At 66.2% G+C, this 16,922-nt stretch carries 16 protein-coding genes; 7 read left to right on the top strand and 9 right to left on the bottom strand.

Features of this window, described 5'->3' with window-relative positions:
- Positions 1 to 17: 17 nt before the first annotated feature.
- From pyrF to GQY20_RS24555, 7 genes are all read right to left on the bottom strand, one after another.
- Positions 18 to 692 (bottom strand): orotidine-5'-phosphate decarboxylase, encoded by a 675-nt coding sequence (pyrF, locus tag GQY20_RS24585; protein ID WP_157219792.1) that lies wholly within the window; start codon positions 690 to 692, stop codon positions 18 to 20.
- Entirely contained in the window at positions 689 to 1,018 is a 330-nt protein-coding gene (locus GQY20_RS24580; RefSeq protein WP_157219791.1) for a hypothetical protein, read from the bottom strand. The genes pyrF and GQY20_RS24580 overlap by 4 nt, the downstream gene beginning before the upstream one ends.
- Positions 1,019 to 1,107: 89 nt before the next feature.
- A complete protein-coding gene (locus tag GQY20_RS24575) occupies positions 1,108 to 3,417 on the bottom strand; it encodes a patatin-like protein (RefSeq protein WP_157219790.1) in 2,310 nt (769 codons plus the stop codon).
- A gap of 48 nt (positions 3,418 to 3,465) precedes the next feature.
- The gene (locus GQY20_RS24570) at positions 3,466 to 4,152 is read right to left on the bottom strand and encodes a fumarylacetoacetate hydrolase family protein (RefSeq protein WP_157219789.1); all 687 of its coding nucleotides are present in this window, start codon (positions 4,150 to 4,152) and stop codon (positions 3,466 to 3,468) included.
- A gap of 8 nt (positions 4,153 to 4,160) precedes the next feature.
- A complete protein-coding gene (locus GQY20_RS24565) occupies positions 4,161 to 5,189 on the bottom strand; it encodes a DUF481 domain-containing protein (RefSeq protein WP_157219788.1) in 1,029 nt (342 codons plus the stop codon).
- A gap of 15 nt (positions 5,190 to 5,204) precedes the next feature.
- The gene (locus GQY20_RS24560; RefSeq protein WP_157219787.1) at positions 5,205 to 5,675 is read right to left on the bottom strand and encodes an RNA pyrophosphohydrolase; all 471 of its coding nucleotides are present in this window, start codon (positions 5,673 to 5,675) and stop codon (positions 5,205 to 5,207) included.
- Positions 5,672 to 6,619, bottom strand: a complete 948-nt coding sequence (locus GQY20_RS24555; RefSeq protein ID WP_232476232.1) for an alpha/beta hydrolase — start codon at positions 6,617 to 6,619, stop codon at positions 5,672 to 5,674. Before GQY20_RS24555 ends, GQY20_RS24560 begins: the two co-directional genes overlap by 4 nt.
- Positions 6,620 to 6,676: 57 nt before the next feature.
- Here GQY20_RS24555 and GQY20_RS24550 point away from each other — a divergent pair, with 57 nt between their 5' ends.
- From GQY20_RS24550 to GQY20_RS24520, 7 genes are all read left to right on the top strand, one after another.
- Entirely contained in the window at positions 6,677 to 7,582 is a 906-nt protein-coding gene (locus GQY20_RS24550) for a histone deacetylase family protein (RefSeq protein WP_157219896.1), read from the top strand.
- A 75-nt stretch (positions 7,583 to 7,657) separates the two neighbouring features.
- Positions 7,658 to 9,544: a 2-oxoacid:acceptor oxidoreductase subunit alpha gene (locus GQY20_RS24545; protein WP_157219785.1), complete on the top strand. Its 1,887-nt coding sequence runs from the start codon at positions 7,658 to 7,660 to the stop codon at positions 9,542 to 9,544.
- Positions 9,545 to 9,585: 41 nt separating this feature from the next.
- Complete coding sequence (locus GQY20_RS24540; protein WP_157219784.1) at positions 9,586 to 10,620, top strand: 2-oxoacid:ferredoxin oxidoreductase subunit beta; 1,035 nt, start codon at positions 9,586 to 9,588, stop codon at positions 10,618 to 10,620.
- Positions 10,617 to 11,075 (top strand): periplasmic heavy metal sensor, encoded by a 459-nt coding sequence (locus tag GQY20_RS24535; protein WP_157219783.1) that lies wholly within the window; start codon positions 10,617 to 10,619, stop codon positions 11,073 to 11,075. The genes GQY20_RS24540 and GQY20_RS24535 overlap by 4 nt, the downstream gene beginning before the upstream one ends.
- Before the next feature lie 37 nt (positions 11,076 to 11,112).
- Entirely contained in the window at positions 11,113 to 12,486 is a 1,374-nt protein-coding gene (locus tag GQY20_RS24530; RefSeq protein ID WP_157219782.1) for a cryptochrome/photolyase family protein, read from the top strand.
- A 59-nt stretch (positions 12,487 to 12,545) separates the two neighbouring features.
- Positions 12,546 to 13,814, top strand: a complete 1,269-nt coding sequence (locus tag GQY20_RS24525; RefSeq protein WP_157219781.1) for an SAM-dependent methyltransferase — start codon at positions 12,546 to 12,548, stop codon at positions 13,812 to 13,814.
- Positions 13,815 to 13,900: 86 nt separating this feature from the next.
- The gene (locus GQY20_RS24520) at positions 13,901 to 14,689 is read left to right on the top strand and encodes a hypothetical protein (protein ID WP_157219780.1); all 789 of its coding nucleotides are present in this window, start codon (positions 13,901 to 13,903) and stop codon (positions 14,687 to 14,689) included.
- Positions 14,690 to 14,723: 34 nt separating this feature from the next.
- On the opposite strand, the gene GQY20_RS24515 is transcribed toward GQY20_RS24520, so the two are convergent.
- Positions 14,724 to 15,437 (bottom strand): SDR family NAD(P)-dependent oxidoreductase, encoded by a 714-nt coding sequence (locus GQY20_RS24515; protein WP_157219779.1) that lies wholly within the window; start codon positions 15,435 to 15,437, stop codon positions 14,724 to 14,726.
- A gap of 18 nt (positions 15,438 to 15,455) precedes the next feature.
- The gene (gene purF, locus GQY20_RS24510) at positions 15,456 to 16,916 is read right to left on the bottom strand and encodes an amidophosphoribosyltransferase (RefSeq protein ID WP_157219778.1); all 1,461 of its coding nucleotides are present in this window, start codon (positions 16,914 to 16,916) and stop codon (positions 15,456 to 15,458) included.
- Positions 16,917 to 16,922 lie beyond the last annotated feature (6 nt).

Genomic DNA, 16,922 nt, shown 5'->3' with positions numbered 1-16,922 from the left:
GCTTTCGGGAGAGGCCGTTACAGAGTGGCTTCGATCGCGCGCGCGGCCAGGTCCGGATCGCGGGCCTGGGTGATCGGCCGGCCGACGACCAGGATCGAGGCGCCGTTGTCGAGCGCCTGGCGCGGCGTCATCACCCGCTTTTGATCGGCCAGCTCGCCGTCCGCCGGGCGCACGCCCGGCACCACGAAGAAGCCGCCCGGCCAGAGCTTGCGCGCAGCCGCCACTTCGTTGCCCGAGCAGACGATGCCATCCAGCCCCGCCTCGCGTGCCAGCATGGTCAGCCGCTCCACCTGGGGATGCGGATCGGAGCCGAGGCCGATCGAAGTCAGGTCATCGCCGTCCAGGCTGGTCAGCACCGTGACGGCGACCACCTTGGTGCCGAGCGGCGCCGCGGCCTTGGCATCCTCCATCATCGCGCGGCCGCCGGCGGCGTGGATGGTCAGGATCGCCGGCTCCAGCCCTTGCAGGGCCTGGACAGCCTTGGCGACGGTGTTCGGAATATCATGGAGCTTGAGGTCAAGGAAGATCGGCAGCCCCAGCGCGGCCATCTCGCGCACGCCGGCATGGCCGTTGGCGCAGAAGAACTCGAGGCCGAGCTTCAGCCCCCCCACATGATGGCGCACCCGCTTCGCAAGCTCGAGCGCGCGGCCGAGGTCGGGTGTGTCGATGGCGACGTAGAGGCAGCTCGTCATGGCATTTCCGGGGGAACGGGGGAAGGAAGCGGCGCGCCTTCAGGCGGGGCCGCGGGCAGCGTCGGCTCGGGCGCGGCGCGCGTTTCGACCAGTGTCCGCTCAGCCGTTTCGAGACGGCGGCGAAGCTGCCAGCGCGTCGCGCGATGCAGGATGAAGGGCGGCAAGAAGCCGATCAGGAAGGTTATGCCGAGCAGCACGGGCAGCGGCGTATAGGCTTCCAGATCGCCCCACAGGACGATCTTCGTCGGCGGCGACCAGTTCTTGAGCGAGAACACCGCCGCGATCACGGCGAGCACCACCCAGAAGAGGGTCTTGAGGAATTGCATGTGCTCGTCTCCTTGCGACCATCTAGGCAAAGTGACGGAAAATGGCCAGAGCCACGCCATTTCCGACCCGGGCGGCGTCAGGAGCCGCCTCAGCCTACCTCGTTTTCCAGCGTTTCGAACAATTCGGGTATGGCGGTCAGCCGGTTGCGCTCTTCAGCCAGAATCGATCGGAAAGCCTGCCGCTTCAGTGTCGTGATGCGGCCAGGCGGCAGGCGCGTTCCCTCGGGCAGGGCGGAAACGACGATGTCGATCAGCCGCTCGGCGCCGTGCAGCCGGCCCCACAGATAGTCATTCTCCCGATAGGCGCGGCTGAAGAAGGCGCCGAAGCTGTTGAACTGTATGCCTTTCAGCGTCGCTTCCGCGCCACCTTCGCGGATCGCGGTGGCGTCGTCGGGTGAGATCCGGTCCACTTTGATCGTCTCGAACTCGAACTGGCCCTCGCTCTGGGTGAGGGGAAGCGTGGCGATGTCGTAAAAGGGATAGCCGAGATAGGCGAGCAGCATGGTGCGCCGTTCCGCTCGCGGCAGGGCCGAGAAGGCGGCGGCCAGGCGATCGTCGGCCATCGCATCGATCGCAGCCAGATCGCGCGCTTCGGCCAGCCGGTCGAGCGTATTGGCGGGTTCGCGCCCCGCCTTGCGCGCGGCGTCGATCATCGCGGGTCCGTAGAAGGCGCCCGTCTCCCGATCGAGATAGAGGGATAGCATGGCATAGATGGCGTTGCGGGCCTCCTCGGCGAGATCGAGCGGGCAGCTCTCCGCCTGTTCGATCTCGCCGATCTGGCGGGCGAGGAAACGTAGCCGGCGGATCCGGAAGCCGAGATCATGGGCACGGAAGAAGGCGATCGCCTCGGCACTTGCGCCGCCCGCGGCGATCGCGCCGTCATTGTCGAGGCCGTGCGCCGCGGCCGCCCTGCGGACGATGTCGCGCAGCTTGGGCAGGCTGTTCTGGTCGCTGCCCACGAGGTCGCAGAGCAGGATCGCGATTTCCTCGATCACGCGCTCCAGCTTCAGATGGCCGTAGGAGGCGTAGGCATAGCCGGCCTGTCGGGCGGCGGCGTCCTGTGCCTTGTCGCGCCACACGGCGAGGCGGCTGGCGGTCGGCCGATCGAGGAAGAAGGTGTGTCCGAACAGGCGCTCGATCGTGGTCTCCACCTCCGGGCGGATGGCATCGACGATCCGCCGCATGCGCGCGATCCGTTCCGACCGGCGCGCGATGGATTCGAGATTGTCGCGGATTGGCTGCTCACGGGGAATATCCGAGAGCGCGCCGAAAATCGTCCGGAAGAAGCCGGGCAGTGTCTCGTCATCCTCATGCCCGCCGAAGCGGATGGATTGGCGGCCTGGCTTGGGATCGATGTAGACGAAGCGGCGGTCCACCTCGCGCCGCGCAGGCCGGTCGCGCAGCGCCTCCATCGCCGGGCGGAACGGCGCATTGGCGAGCACCGATCCGTCGATCAACACGGCACGATCGGCCATGCCGGCGGCGAATTGGCGCGGCAGGATACGCTTCAGGAAATCTGCGCGCCCGGGCCAGCTGCGCTCGCGCCGCTCGAGCACGCGATCGAGCTCTGCGACGCTGAAGGGCGGGAAGGCCCCCGGGAAGCTCGCCGTGGCGCGTGCTGCGAACGCCAGTTCCGCAGCGTCGCCGATCGTCCGAGGCGAGCGGCCGTCGTCGGTGAAGGAGATGGTCAGCCGGTGCTCGGTCTCCACCGCTTCGCGCGGCAGGTGAAGCTGCAGCCGCTCGGGATGGCCATGGAAATCGGTGACGGTGACGAACAGGTCGAGGGGCTGGCCTTCGGGGAGCAGGGCAGGGCCAGCGGGGGCTTCGGCCATGGCATCGAGTGCGTTGAGCAGTAACTCCGTGAAGCCTGTGCCGCCGAACGGGGGGGCGAACCAGCGCGCCCGCACGAAGCTGGACAATTTTGCGCGCACTTCGTCCCGCGCGGTTTCGTCGACCGTGCGTTCCACCGCGCCGCCGGGCTTGCCCGTCGCTACCCAGGCGATCGGCGCCGCCCAGATCTTCGAGAAGCGCGACCAGGGGCGCGCGTCGGGATCGATCAGCGTGTCGACGTCGGCAGAGTCGAGCCACATCGCGGTCAGCGGTTCGAGCGACTGGCCGGTCGCGATCGCCTGCGCCAGAAAGACTCCGTTGATGCCGCCCGCGCTCGCCCCCGCGATGATGTCGGTCAGGATCCGAAGCCGCAGGCCGGCCTTATCCTCGATCAGCGCGAGCAGCGACTGATAGACGCCCTGCGTTCCCGTGGAGCTGTTATTGCCTTCGTGAAAGCTCCGGCTGGCCTTGGCGAGCCGCCAGATTTCCTTCGTGATTCCATGCATATAGACGGCGAGGCTGATGCCGCCATAGCAGATCAGCGCCAGCCGCAGTTCCTTCTGCCGCATCAGCAGGGGGTGCCACAGATGCGGCAGCCTGCACAACAGCGCAGGCGGCTAGAGATAGTCTACCTCGATCGCGCCCACTCCTTCGCACAGTCCGACCAGCCGGTCGCCGGGCCGCACGGGGCCGACGCCAGCGGGCGTACCGGTCATCAGCAGGTCGCCCGGCGCGAGCGCCACGAAGCGGGAGAGATAGGCGATCGCTTCGGCGACCGGCCAGATCATGTCGGCCAAGTCGCCTTGCTGCCGTATCGCGCCATTGACCTTCAATTCGATCCGCCCTCGATCGGGATGGCCGATGCGGGACGCGGGCACGATCGGACTGATCGGGCAGGATTCGTCGAAGCCCTTGGCGAGCGCCCAGGGACGGCCGGCCTTCTTGGCCTCCGCCTGCAGATCGCGGCGGGTCATGTCGAGTCCGACGGCGTAGCCGAACACGCAGTCCAATGCCTGACCGACCGGAATGTCGATACCGCCTCCGCCGAGCGCGACGACGAGCTCGATTTCATGATGCAGGTCGGCGGTCGCCAGCGGAAAGGGCAGCGTGCCGCCGCCCGGCACCACGGCATCGGCCGGTTTGGCGAAGAAGAAGGGCGCTTCCCGTTCGGGATTGCCGCCCATCTCCCGGGCATGCTCCGCATAGTTGCGGCCGATGCACCAGATCCGGCGCACCGGAAACGGCTTTTCCGATCCGACAATAGGAACGGTAGGAATTTCAACGACAAGCGACTCGGGATTCATCTCGTCTCTCAAAAGCTGTAGAGCAGGGTCGCGCGGCTGGTGGTGTCGACGGGATCGGTGCCGACCGGGGCGTTCTTTTCATATTGGATATTATAGGAGAACCTGGCCTTCAGCGCGCCGATCAGCTTGGTGTCGATCGATGTCGTAGAGTTGGCGGTGTTGTTACCCTTGTCGAAATAGACCGCGGCATCCTGCTGGATCGTCACGGTCGGCCGAACCTGCCATTTGAACGCCATGGAGGCGCGGCCGGCGAGCGCTGTCTGACGATCCTCATCGACGAAATCGGTGTATCGAACCGCCGGACCGCCTTCGAAGGACAGGGAGATGGTGGGCTTCTTGACGACGGTGTAGCCGATACCGCCGCCGAGCGTGTAGCGGCCGTCATAACCCAAGATCGGATCATGCTCATATTGGGCGATGCCATAGGTATAGAGCTTGTCGTCGAACTTGTAGTTCGGCTGATACTGTGCGTTCATCCGCTCGGTGGTGGTGACATGTTCGGTGCGTTGGTAATCGGCGCGGATGCTGACGCTGTGGCGCCACTTCAATCCTTCGCGATTGAGCTTGAGCGAGCCATAGGCGCCGACGCTTTCCGAGTTGCCGGTCGTCTGGGATGCACCGACCTCGACCTCGCCCTTCCAGTTTTCGAGCAAGCTCGCATTGGCGAGCTGATCGGCGCGGGCGCGCGCTGCAGCTGCCGCCTTCTCCGCGATGCGCGCGTCGTTTTCGGCCTGCAGCGCGTCGATCTGTGCCGCGCCCTGTGGATACATGGCGCGGGCGAGCTTGATCACCGCGGCCACGGACTGCGGATCGCCGCTCGATATCGCCTTCTCGATCAGCGCGCGGGCCGGCGGCGGCAGCGCGATCGCCTCGGGAGAGGGCGGTGGCGGGATGATCAGCGTGACGATCGGGGCCGGGGGCGGAATCACCACCGTCGGCGGATAGCTGCTGTCCAGTAAGTCTTGCGCGATGGCGGGGCAGGCGAAGGTCAAAGGAACGAGCGCCATCAGGGCGCGCAGCGGGCGGCTGAAATACAAACTGGCCTCCGTCCTTCAGCTCAGATGCTCGGCAAACTCCCTTAGCACATCCTCGTAGAGCGCACGCTTGAAAGGCACGATCATATCCGGCAAGTCCTTCGGTTCGGCCCATTTCCAGGCCCGGAACTCGGGGTGCGGCGTATTCAGGTCGATGTCGCCGTCGCTGCCGAGGAAGCGCGCGAGGAACCAGGTCTGCCGCTGACCACCATATTTGCCCTTCCACAGCTTGCCGACCAGATCGGCCGGCAGATCGTAGAGCAGCTCGCTGCGCGCCCGTGCGATGATCCGCACGAGATGGGGACCGATGCCGGTTTCCTCCTCCAGCTCGCGCAGCGCGCCGGCCTCGGCATCCTCGCCCTTATCGAGGCCACCCTGCGGCATCTGCCAGGCCTCCAGCGTCGTATCGATGCGCTGGGCGACGAACACCTTGTCGTCCGCATTGAGAAGCATCACGCCCGCGGCGGGACGATAGGGCAGGCCATTCATTTGGCGGTCTCCGCGATCATCAGCTTCAGCGCCGCGCAGGCTCCGTTCAGGTCGGCCTGGGACGAGGGCAGCGCCTTGCGCAGCGTCAGGAAGCCATGGATGGTGCCCTGCGCCTCGCGATAGACGGTCGGCACGCCGGCCTGCACCGCGGCCGCTGCATAGGCGCGTCCCTGGTCGCGCAGCGGATCCAGCGAGGCAGTGAGCACCAGCGTCGGCGGCATGCCGTTCTGATCGGCGAGTTGGGGCAGGGCGCGCCAGTGCCGCAAGTCCATGCGATAGGCGTCGTTGAACCAGATCATCGCTTCCCTGGTGAGGAAATGATCGGTGCCGAACAGGTCGAAGGACGGGTATTTGTCCGCAAGATCGGTCGCCGGATAAATCGCCCATTGCGCGATCATCGGCACTGGGGCGGGATCGTCACGCAGCGCGAGAGCGGTGATGATGGCGAGATTGCCGCCTGCGCTGTCGCCGGCGAGGACAAGGCCGGTCGCTTCCAGCCCCAGCGCCCCCGGCTGCTGCGCGATCCAGCGTGCCGCTGCCTCGCAATCGTCCGGCGCGGCCGGCCAGCGATGCTCGGGCGCCAGCCGATAATCGACCGAAATCACCGGAATGTCGAGCTGGCGGGCGATCTCCGCGCAGACCGGGGAATAGGAGTTGAGATCGCCCAGCACCCAGCCGCCACCGTGGAAGAACACCATCACCGGTCCCGGTCCGCGCGACGCGCGCGCGTCGAACAGCCGGAGCGTGATGGGCCCGGCAGGTCCCGGGGCCTCCAGATCGCGAATCACGGCCAGCGGGCCGATCGGGACTTCCGCCAGCTGATGCGTCGCCGACGACATCTGCCGGGCGGTCTGAGCGTCGACCTCATAGATGCGCGGGCCGGGGGCGGCATTGAGATAATCGAGGAAAGCTCTCACATCGGGGCGCATAAAGGGTTGGGACAAGGGGGACTCCTCTTGCGTGTCCGGCCCCCGATCCACCACCATCGCCTTTCGATCAAGATGTTCCATCTCGTCCATCACCCCGATTATGCCGTCGCCGCCCCGCCGGGCAGCCCCTATCCGTTCGGAAAGCACGGCATGGTCATGCTCGCGCTGCGCGAAAGCGGCGCCGATTTCGTCGAGCATGTGCCCGATTCGATGCCACGCCCCTGGCTGGAGGCAGTGCACGACCCCGCCTATGTCGCCGAGGTGCTGAGCCTCGCCGTGCCGCGCGAGAAGGAGAGGCGGATCGGCTTTCCGGTGACGGATGTCGTGGCGCGGCGATCGCAGCTCGCGCCCGGCGGCACCTGGCTGGCCGCCCGGCTGGCGCTGACCCATGGCTTCGCTGCGAACACCGCCGGTGGCAGCCATCATGCCCTGGCGGATAGTGGCGCCGGATATTGCGTGTTCAACGATCTGGCGATCGCCGCCCATCGGCTGTTGGCAGAAGGAGATGTGCGGCGCCTCTTGATCGTCGATCTCGACGTGCACCAGGGTGACGGCACGGCGATGCTGCTGGCCGGACGCGAGGAGGCCTTTACCTTCTCCATCCATGGCGAGAAGAATTTTCCCGCGCGCAAGGCATCGTCCGATCTCGACGTGGCTTTGCCGGACCGGACGGACGATGCCGCTTATCTCGACACGCTCGCGGCACACCTGCCTCTCGCGATCGATCGCTCTCATCCGGACATCATATTGTATCAGGCCGGAGTCGATTCGCATGCCGAGGATCGGCTCGGTCGGCTCGCGTTGAGCGATGCGGGGCTGGAAGCGCGGGATCGTCTCGTCATGGCTGCGGCGCAAACCGCCGGTATTCCGCTCGCGAGCGTGCTCGGCGGCGGTTATGGCCGGGATGTCATGGCAGTTACACACCGTCACGTCCGTTCGATACTGACGCTTGCCGACGCAAGCGGCGCTCGGCCCTGACCGACATTTTCTTCTTTGAGAGCCGGGGCGTGCGGGCGTAGGAAGCCCCAAACTTGAGAAGAAGGGTATCTTATAATGGCGTCAGCCGCTCGAGAGCTCACTCCGCGGGAAGCGTCCGCGCATCCGGCGCCGGAGGCGGTCGTCGTGCGTTTTGCGGGCGATTCGGGCGATGGCATGCAGTTGACCGGCGGGCAATTCACTCTGTCGACGGCGCTTGCCGGCAACGATCTTTCGACCTTTCCGGATTTCCCGGCCGAAATCCGTGCGCCGCAGGGCACGACCTTCGGCGTTTCCGCCTTCCAGATCAATTTCGGCTCGACGGCCATCGAGACAGCGGGCGACGAGCCCGACGTGTTGATCGCGATGAACCCCGCGGCACTCAAGACCAATTCGCCTTCGCTCAAGGCCGGCGGGCTGATCATCGCCGACGAGGGCGAGTTCACCGCGCGCAACCTGGCGAAGGCCGGCTATCCGGACGGCGTCAATCCGCTGCACGACGGCAGCCTCGCCAAATGGCAGGTGATCTCGTTCAACATCTCGCAGCTCACCATGGATGCCGTGAAGCCGTTCGGCCTCGGCAACAAGGAGGCGCTGCGCTGCAAGAACATGTGGACGCTCGGTCTGGCGCTCTGGATGTTCGATCGCCCGCGCGAGCCGATCGTCGATTGGCTGAAGGGCAAATTCTCCAAGGCGCCCGTCCTGGCCGATGCCAACATCGCCGCGCTGAACGCCGGCCATGCCTATGGCGAGACCGCCGAGATCGGCGGCCCGATGAAGCAGCATCACATCGATCCGGCGCCGGCCGAACCGGGCCTTTACCGGACGGTGACAGGTGCCGAGTCGATCTCCTTCGGCCTCGTCGCGGGCGCACAGCTCGCCGGTCTGCCGATGTTCTTCGGCGGCTATCCGATCACGCCGGCCTCGGCGATCCTGCATCATCTCTCGCGTCTCAAGGAATTCGGGGTCACCACCTTCCAGGCGGAAGACGAGATCGCCGCCATCGCCTCGGCGATCGGCGCCTCCTATGCCGGCTCGCTCGGCGTCACCTCCTCCTCGGGGCCCGGCGTGGCGCTCAAGGGCGAGGCGATGGGCCTGGCGATCATGACCGAGCTGCCGCTGGTCATCGTCAATTCCCAGCGCGGCGGCCCGTCGACCGGGCTTCCGACCAAGACCGAGCAATCGGATCTCTATCAGGCGGTCTATGGCCGCAATGGCGACGCACCGATGCCGGTGATCGCCGCCCGCTCGCCCGCCGATGCGTTCGAATGCGCGATCGAGGCGTGCCGCATCGCCACCCAGTTCATGACCCCGGTGATGCTCCTGACCGACGGCTATATCGCCAATGCGGCCGAGCCCTGGAAGGTGCCGGACATGTCCGGCTACGAACCCTTCCCGGTGTCGTTCAAGACCGATCTGCCCGCCGAGGGCGAGGTGCTGAAGCCCTATGCGCGTGACGAGAAGCTGGCGCGCCCGTGGATCAAGCCCGGCACGCCCGGCCTGCTCCATCGCATCGGCGGCATCGAGAAGCAGGTCGATACCGGCCACATCGATTATGCGCCCGCCAATCACCAGCGCATGACCGACATCCGCAAGGACAAGGTGGACGGCATTGCCAACCACATTCCCGATCAGGAGATCGAGCTCGGCAATGCGACCGGCAAGCTGGTGATCGTCGGCTGGGGCTCCACCTTCGGTCCGATCCATCAGGCCGTCCGCCGGGCGCGGCGCAAGGGCCTCGACGTCAGCCACGTCCATATCCGCCATATCTGGCCGATGCCGAAGAATCTCGGCGATCTGCTCCGCGGCTTCGACAAGATCATCGTGCCGGAGATGAATACCGGCCAGCTCAAGACGGTGCTGCGCGATCAGTTCCTGGTCGACGCCAAGCCGCTCAACAAGGTCTCCGGCCAGCCCTTCCGCATCGCGGAGATCGAGGCTGCGATCGAAGCCGCGCTCGCATGAAGCCCCCCTCCCCGATGGGGAGAGGGTAAAGGAAGAAGACCATGAACGAGATGACCACCATCAAGACGAGCCCGAAGGATTGGGAGACCGACCAGGAGGTGCGCTGGTGCCCGGGCTGCGGCGACTATGCGATCCTGAAAGCCGTCCAGCGGACCATGCCGGAGCTCGGCGTTCGGCCCGAGAATACGGTGTTCATCTCGGGCATCGGCTGCTCGTCGCGCTTCCCTTATTATATGGAAACCTACGGCTTCCACACGATCCACGGCCGCGCGCCGGCAGTTGCGACGGGCGTGAAGCTCGCCAATCCGGAGCTCGACGTTTGGATCATCACCGGTGACGGCGACGCGCTGTCGATCGGCGGCAACCATACGATGCACATCCTGCGCCGTAATCTCGATTGCCAGATCCTGCTGTTCAACAACGAGATTTACGGCCTGACCAAGGGCCAATATTCGCCCACCAGCCGCGTCGGCACCCGCTCGCCCTCGACCCCGTTCGGATCGGTCGACCGGCCGGCCACGCCGTGCAGCTTCGCGCTCGGCTCGGGCGCGCGTTTCGTCGCCCGCGGCATCGATACGCACAAGTCGCTGCCGTCGGTGCTCAAGGCGGCTCATGCCCATAAGGGCGCGAGCTTCGTCGAGATCTATCAGAATTGCATCGTCTACAATGACGACGTGTTCGCGCCCTTCACCGAGAAGAAGGCGGCGCCGGAAGGCCAGATCTGGGTCGAGCATGGTTCGCCCGTGCTGTTCGCGGGCGGCACCAAGGGGCTCGCGCTCGATCACCAGAATTTGCGCCTGCACGTCGTCGACGTGGCCGATGGCGACTGGCAGGCGGCGGGGGTGATCGTGCATGACGAGACCAATCGCGGTCTCGCCCAGATGCTGATCGACTATGCGCCGGGCGAGGGTGGCCCGGTCGTGCTCGGCGTAATCTACAATTCGCCGCGCCCGACCTTCGACAGCGCCGTGATCGAGCAGAACGAGGCGGCTGCGAAGGGCAAGAAGCCCGATCTGCAATCGCTCATTTCCAAGGGCCAGACCTGGCAGGTTACCAAGGAACCGCACGCCCTATGATCGGCGGGCTGCTGTTCGCCGCGCTGGCCGTGCCTTCGCCCGCTGCCGTCGCCGCCCCGGCACCGGCTCCGCGGGTGGCGGCTCCCGGCGCCGCAGCGGCAGCGCCCAATCGGCGTTCGATCAGCCTGTCCCCGCAGGGGACGGAAGTGGTCAAGCAGTGGGCGGCGCAGAAGGATCCCGAGCTCACGATGCTGATCCAGCAGCAGCGCGCGCTCGGATCGCAGATGCAGATGGTGATCGGCGCGCCGAAGATCGATCTGGCCAAGCTCGAAGAGCTGATGAAGAAGCAGGAAGGCCTGCAGTCCGATATCCGTCAGCGTCGCGATGCCCGCCTGCTGGCGCTGGTGAAGGCGCTGCCCGAGGCGGATCGCTCGATCTTCCTCAAGGGCCTGCAGCCTCCGCCGCCGCCGAGCCCGGCTGCGCCGCCGATCGTACCGCAGTCGCCCGCCAAATAGCATCGGAACCGCGCGGCCCCACGCTCATTCATCGGCGATGACCGCACCCGTCATCCTCTGGTTCCGCCAGGACCTGCGCCTTTCGGATCAACCCGCCTTGCTCGGCGCTGCGGCGAGCGGGCCGGTGATCCCCGTCTACATCCTCGACGATGCGGCGCCCGGCGATTGGCGGATCGGCGCGGCCCAGCGCTGGTGGCTGCATCACAGTCTCGCGGCACTGGAGGACCGGCTGCGCGAGAAGGGGCTGCGCCTGATCCTGCGCCGCGGCGATGCGGTGAAGGAGATCGCCAAGCTGGCCGGGCAGGCCGGTGCCGCTTCGGTCCACGCGCTGCGTCACTACGAGCCCTGGTGGAAGAAGGCGGAGGAGGCTCTCGCGGGGCGGCTCGATCTGTGCTTGTACGACGGCGGGCAATTGCTGCCGCCGGATCGGGTGCTGACCGGCAGCCAGGGGCGTTTCCGCATGTTCACCCCCTTCTGGCGGGCGGCGCTGCGCCAGCTGCCGCCACCGGAGGCGCATCGCGCACCCGCGAAGATCGAAGCGCCGTCCCATTGGCCGCATGGCGACCAGTTGGCCGACTGGGATCTGCGGCCGACACATCCCGATTGGGCGAAGGGTTTCGAGGAATGGACGCCGGGCGAGGAGGGGGCTCGCGCGGCGCTGGACGCCTTCCTGCCGGAGCTTGGCGATTATGATCATGCGCGCAACCTGCCGTCGGTCGAGGGAACGTCGCGCCTCTCGCCGCATCTCCACTTCGGTGAAATTTCACCTGCGCAGGTCTGGCACCGCGCGTCCAAGGCCGCCCATGCCCGCGCAGAGCCGTTCCTGCGGCAGCTGGTATGGCGCGATTTCGCTACCAACATCGTCGATATCCTGCCGGATTATGCCTACCGCAACGGCCGCCCTACCTTCGACCGCCTGCCCTGGCGATCGGGCAAGACGGCCGACGCCGATTTCCGCGCCTGGACGACGGGGCGGACCGGCTATCCGATCGTCGATGCGGGTATGCGCCAGCTCTGGGCGACGGGCTGGATGCACAATCGCGTCCGGATGATCGTCGCCTCCTTCCTCACCCGCCATCTGCTGCTCGATTGGCGGCGCGGCGAGCGCTGGTTCTGGGATACGCTCGTGGATGCCGATTATGGCAACAACGCCGTCAACTGGCAGTGGGTGGCCGGAACCGGCGTCGATGCGAACATGTTCGGCCGGATCATGACCCCGATCGGCCAGTCCGGGAAATTCGACGCCGCCGGCTATATTCGCGACTGGGTGCCGGAACTCGCCGATCTTTCCGACGCGACGATCCACGATCCGCACGCGGCCGGTTGCGCGCTCTCCGCCTATCCCAAGCAGATCGTCGGCCATCGCGAGGGGCGCGAGCGCGCGCTTGCCGCCCAGGCGAAAATTCGCTGATCGACAGTGGATTGCCTCCGCTCCGGGCCTATGTAAGCTGTGTTGCGATAGGGGAGCAGATGACGGCACCACAGCCAGCGAGAGGGCAGCACCTCGTGGCGGCGGATCGCGGTTTCTCGACCGGGTCGACGCTGCTCGCACGCCTGTTCGCGCCCGGTTTCCAACGGCTTCTGGACCGGATCGACACCGGCCTCGCATTCGGCGCGATCGACGTCGCGCTACCCGACGGTACGCAGCGCCACCTTGGCGGGCGAGGACCGGGGCCGATCGCCGAGGTACGCCTGGCGAGCTGGCGCCCGCTGATACGACTCGTCGCCTCGGGATCGGTCGGCTGGTATCGCGGCTGGGCCGAGCGCGAGTGGGACAGCCCGGATCCCGTCGCGCTCTTCGATCTCTTCATGCGCAACCGCCGCACCCTGGGCGATGCTGGCCGCGCCCACGGCCATGGCCGCTGGCTCAACCGCCTGCTCCATGCCTTCCGTCGGAACAGCCGGGAGGGCGCGCGCCGCAACATCGCCTTCCACTATGATCTCGGCAATGATTTCTACGCGGTATGGCTCGATCCTACGATGACCTATTCGAGTGCGGTGTTCGCCGCGCCGACGGACACGCTCGAGGCCGCGCAACGCCATAAGATCGCCCTGCTGCTCGATCGCCTCGCGTTGGCGCCGGGAAGCCGGTTGCTGGAGATCGGGAGCGGCTGGGGGGCGCTCGCGGCCGCGGCCGCGCGCGATCATGACGCCGCCGTCACCGGCATCACCCTGTCGAGCGAGCAATTGGCCTTTGCCGAGCGCCGGATCGAGGCGGAAGGCCTTTCCGGCCGCGTCCGTTTCGCGCTTTGCGACTATCGCGACGTTTCGGGCACCTTTGATGCCGTCGTCAGCGTCGAGATGGTCGAGGCTGTGGGCGAGCGTTATTGGCCCGACTATATGGCCGCGATCGCGCGAACGCTGCGGCCGGGCGGGCGGGCCGCGATCCAGTTCATCTCGATCGACGACGCCATTTTCGAAGGCTATGCCGCCAACACCGATTTCATCCAGACCTACATCTTTCCCGGCGGCATGCTGATCTCCGAAAGCCGCTTTAGGGCGGCGGCCGAGGCGGCTGGCCTGCGCTGGGAAGATCGCAAGGGCTACGGGCTCCATTATGCCGAGACGCTGAAGCGCTGGCGCCAGTCCTTCGACGCCGCGGCCCGGGAGGGCCGGCTGCCGCGCGGTTTCGACGACGCCTTCGTCCGCCTCTGGCGCTATTACCTCATGTACTGCGAAGGCGGCTTCCGCGGCGGCGGCATCGACGTCGCCCAGGTCACGCTGGTGAAGCCGGGCTGAGGGCTTGGGCGTCATGAAAGCGCTTTTTGTCTTCCCGATTTCATGAGAGGAACAAATGGGGATTCTCTCAAGGGGTAGGGAGCTCGATGAAATCATTCTTTTGCGGCTTGGCGCTGCTCGTTGCATCGGCGCCATCATATGCGGCGGATTTCAAGCCGAAGACTGTCGTGATTCCGCCGGTTGGCACGATCGTGGAAGCGACGCCTGGCCAGGAATTCTATGTCGAGACGGCGGTGCGCAGCGTTCCGGCCTATCGGCTCGCGTATCCCTTCAAGAGCAGCATGGCAGGCGCCATGGGCCTGCCGTTCAGCTTCTCGATCGATGATCCGCTCCTGATCCTCAAGGGGCGGTCGGAGGACGGAGTCTGGGCCTATTTCGTTCCGCAGAACGACGCATTTCACGCGTCTCATGGTTTGTTGGGCAGTGTCATTCGGCCTGGCGATATGGTGGGGCTGCGCGTCGACAAGCATGGCGTCAAAGAATGGTTCGTCGACAATTCCCATTATAATCGTGGCCTCAACACGATCTGGACGCGCCGGGTGAAGGAAGGCGATCCCCCCATGGAGTTGGTCGAATCGTCGACGAAAACGATCGGGAGAGAGCCGATCGAGCGCCTCGTCTATCTTGGCGTCGAGCAGGGACGGATGAAGATCCGCTATGAGCAGTTCACCGCGGGCCGAAGCTCCCAGAAAGACGAATTCACCTTTCCCGTGGACAAGGAAGGACGGGGGCTGGGCGCGGTGAACGGCGCCGAATTTTCGGTCGTCGCGGGACCGGTCAAGGCGACGATCGTCGTCACCAAGCCGATGTCGGGAGTGGACATCATCATTCCGGAGAAGCCCGAGGACGCTCCGCCGGCGAAGCCGACGACCTGAGGCGAGGGGTTCTGGCGGCGAAGGGCCGCCCGCCTTACCCCTCGACGCGCAGGCGGTGTCCCGTCTCGAAGTCGCCCGCGATCAGGTCCACGATCGCGTGGCCGACGACGATCGGCGATTTCAGCGTCGCCTGATCCTCGCCAGGGAAGGCCTTCTGGCGCATCTTGGTCGCGGTCGCGCCGGGATCGACAATGGCGACCTTAACCGTGCTCACATTGCGCATCTCCTCGCCATAGGTGAGGAGCAGCGTTTCGAGCGCGGCCTTGGAGGCGGCGTAGGGGCCCCAGAAGGGACGCGGCTGGGTCGCGACGCTCGAAGTCAGGCCAATAAGATGGGCGGCCTTGCTCCGCCGCAGCAGTGGATCGAAGGCGGCGATCAGCGCCTGCTGCGCAGCGATGTTGAGCGTCAGCAGCGAGGCGAGTTCCTTGGCGTCGGCATGCGGCACCGGCGCCAGCGTGCCGAGCATGGCCGCGTTCAGCACGAGGATGTCGAGCGCCTCCCAGCGGCCGCCGATGGCGCCCGCCAGCCGGCCGATGCTATCTGTCTCGGTCAGGTCGAGCGGCGCGATCGTGGCCGTGCCGCCGGCTTCGTGGATGCGTTCCTCCACCTCCTCGAGCCCGCCCGAGGAACGGGCGGTGAGGATCACGTGGGCGCCGGCACGGCCCAGTGCTTCCGCCGTGGCGGAGCCGATGCCGCGAGACGCACCGGTGACGAGGGCCAGACGGCCCGCAAGGGGTTTTTCGGTCATCTTCGGATCGGGCTGGGGTCAGACCATCACCCGCTCGGCCAGCAGCGAGAGCTGGTCGGCAGGGGCAACCTCCTCCTGATCGGTCAGGTGGGTCGGATAGTCGCCGGTGAAGCAGGCATCGCAAAATTGCGGCTTGGCGTCGTCGCGCATGTCCTCGCCGAGTGCCTTGTAAAGGCCGTCGATCGACAGGAAGGCGAGGCTGTCCGCCTTGATATAGTCGGACATCTGGCCGATCGTCATCTGTGCGGCGAGCAGCTTGGCCCGCTCCGGCGTGTCGACGCCATAGAAGCAGCTGTGTCGCGTCGGCGGCGAGGCGACGCGGAAATGCACCTCGCGCGCGCCCGCGTCGCGCAGCATCTGCACGATCTTGAGGCTGGTCGTGCCGCGCACGATCGAGTCGTCGATCAGCACGACCCGCTGGCCGCTGATTAGCGCGCGATTGGCGTTGTGCTTCAGCTTGACGCCGAGATGGCGAACCTGGTCGCCCGGCTGGATGAAGGTGCGGCCCACATAGTGGGAGCGGATGATGCCGAGCTCGAATGGAATGCCCGACTGCTGGGCATAGCCGATCGCCGCGGGCGTGCCCGAATCGGGAACAGGGATAACGAGATCGGCCTCCACCGGATTCTCGATCGCGAGCTGCGCGCCGATCCGCTTGCGCACCGAATAGACCGAGGAGCCGTCGACGATCGAATCGGGCCGCGAGAAATAGACGTGCTCGAAGATGCAGGGGCGGGGCCGGATCGGCGCGAACGGCCTGATCGAACGCAGGCCCTGCTCGGAAATGATCACCAGCTCGCCAGGTTCGACCTGACGGATGAAGGTGGCGCCGACCACGTCGAGCGCGACCGTTTCGGATGCGAAGATATAGGCATCGCCGACGCGGCCCATCACCAGCGGGCGGATGCCGAGCGGATCGCGGCAGGCGATCATGCCTTCGGGCGTCATGCAGACCAGCGAATAGGCGCCCTCGACCTGCTTCAGCGCGTCGATGAACTTGTCGAGCAGGGTCCGGTAGGAGGAGGTGGCGACGAGATGGATGATCGTCTCGGTGTCGCTGGTCGACTGGAAGATCGAACCGCGGCGGACGAGTTCGCGCCGCAGCTTCATCGCGTTAGAGAGATTGCCGTTATGAGCGACCGCGAAGCCGCCCGACGAGAGCTCGGCGAACAGCGGCTGGACGTTGCGCAGCGCCGTCTCGCCGGTCGTCGAGTAGCGGACGTGGCCGACCGCGACCCGACCCGGCAGGCTCCGAATCACCTCGTCCTTGTCGAAATTGCCGGCAACGTGACCCATCGCCCGATGCGAATGGAAGCCGTGGCCGTCCCAGCTCGTGATTCCGGCCGCTTCCTGGCCGCGATGCTGGAGCGCATGGAGACCGAGCGCGACCATGGCCGCGGCGGTTTCCGCGCCCCAGATGCCGAATACGCCGCACTCTTCGCGCAGCTTGTCGTCGTCGAAAGGATGTGTGGTGAGCATGTTTTT

The sequence above is a fragment of the Flavisphingomonas formosensis genome (assembly GCF_009755815.1).
In the GTDB taxonomy this organism is placed as follows: Bacteria; Pseudomonadota; Alphaproteobacteria; order Sphingomonadales; family Sphingomonadaceae; genus Flavisphingomonas; species Flavisphingomonas formosensis.
The sequence above is the reverse complement of the archived record's forward strand: the minus strand, read 5'-3'. Positions and strand labels throughout refer to the sequence as shown.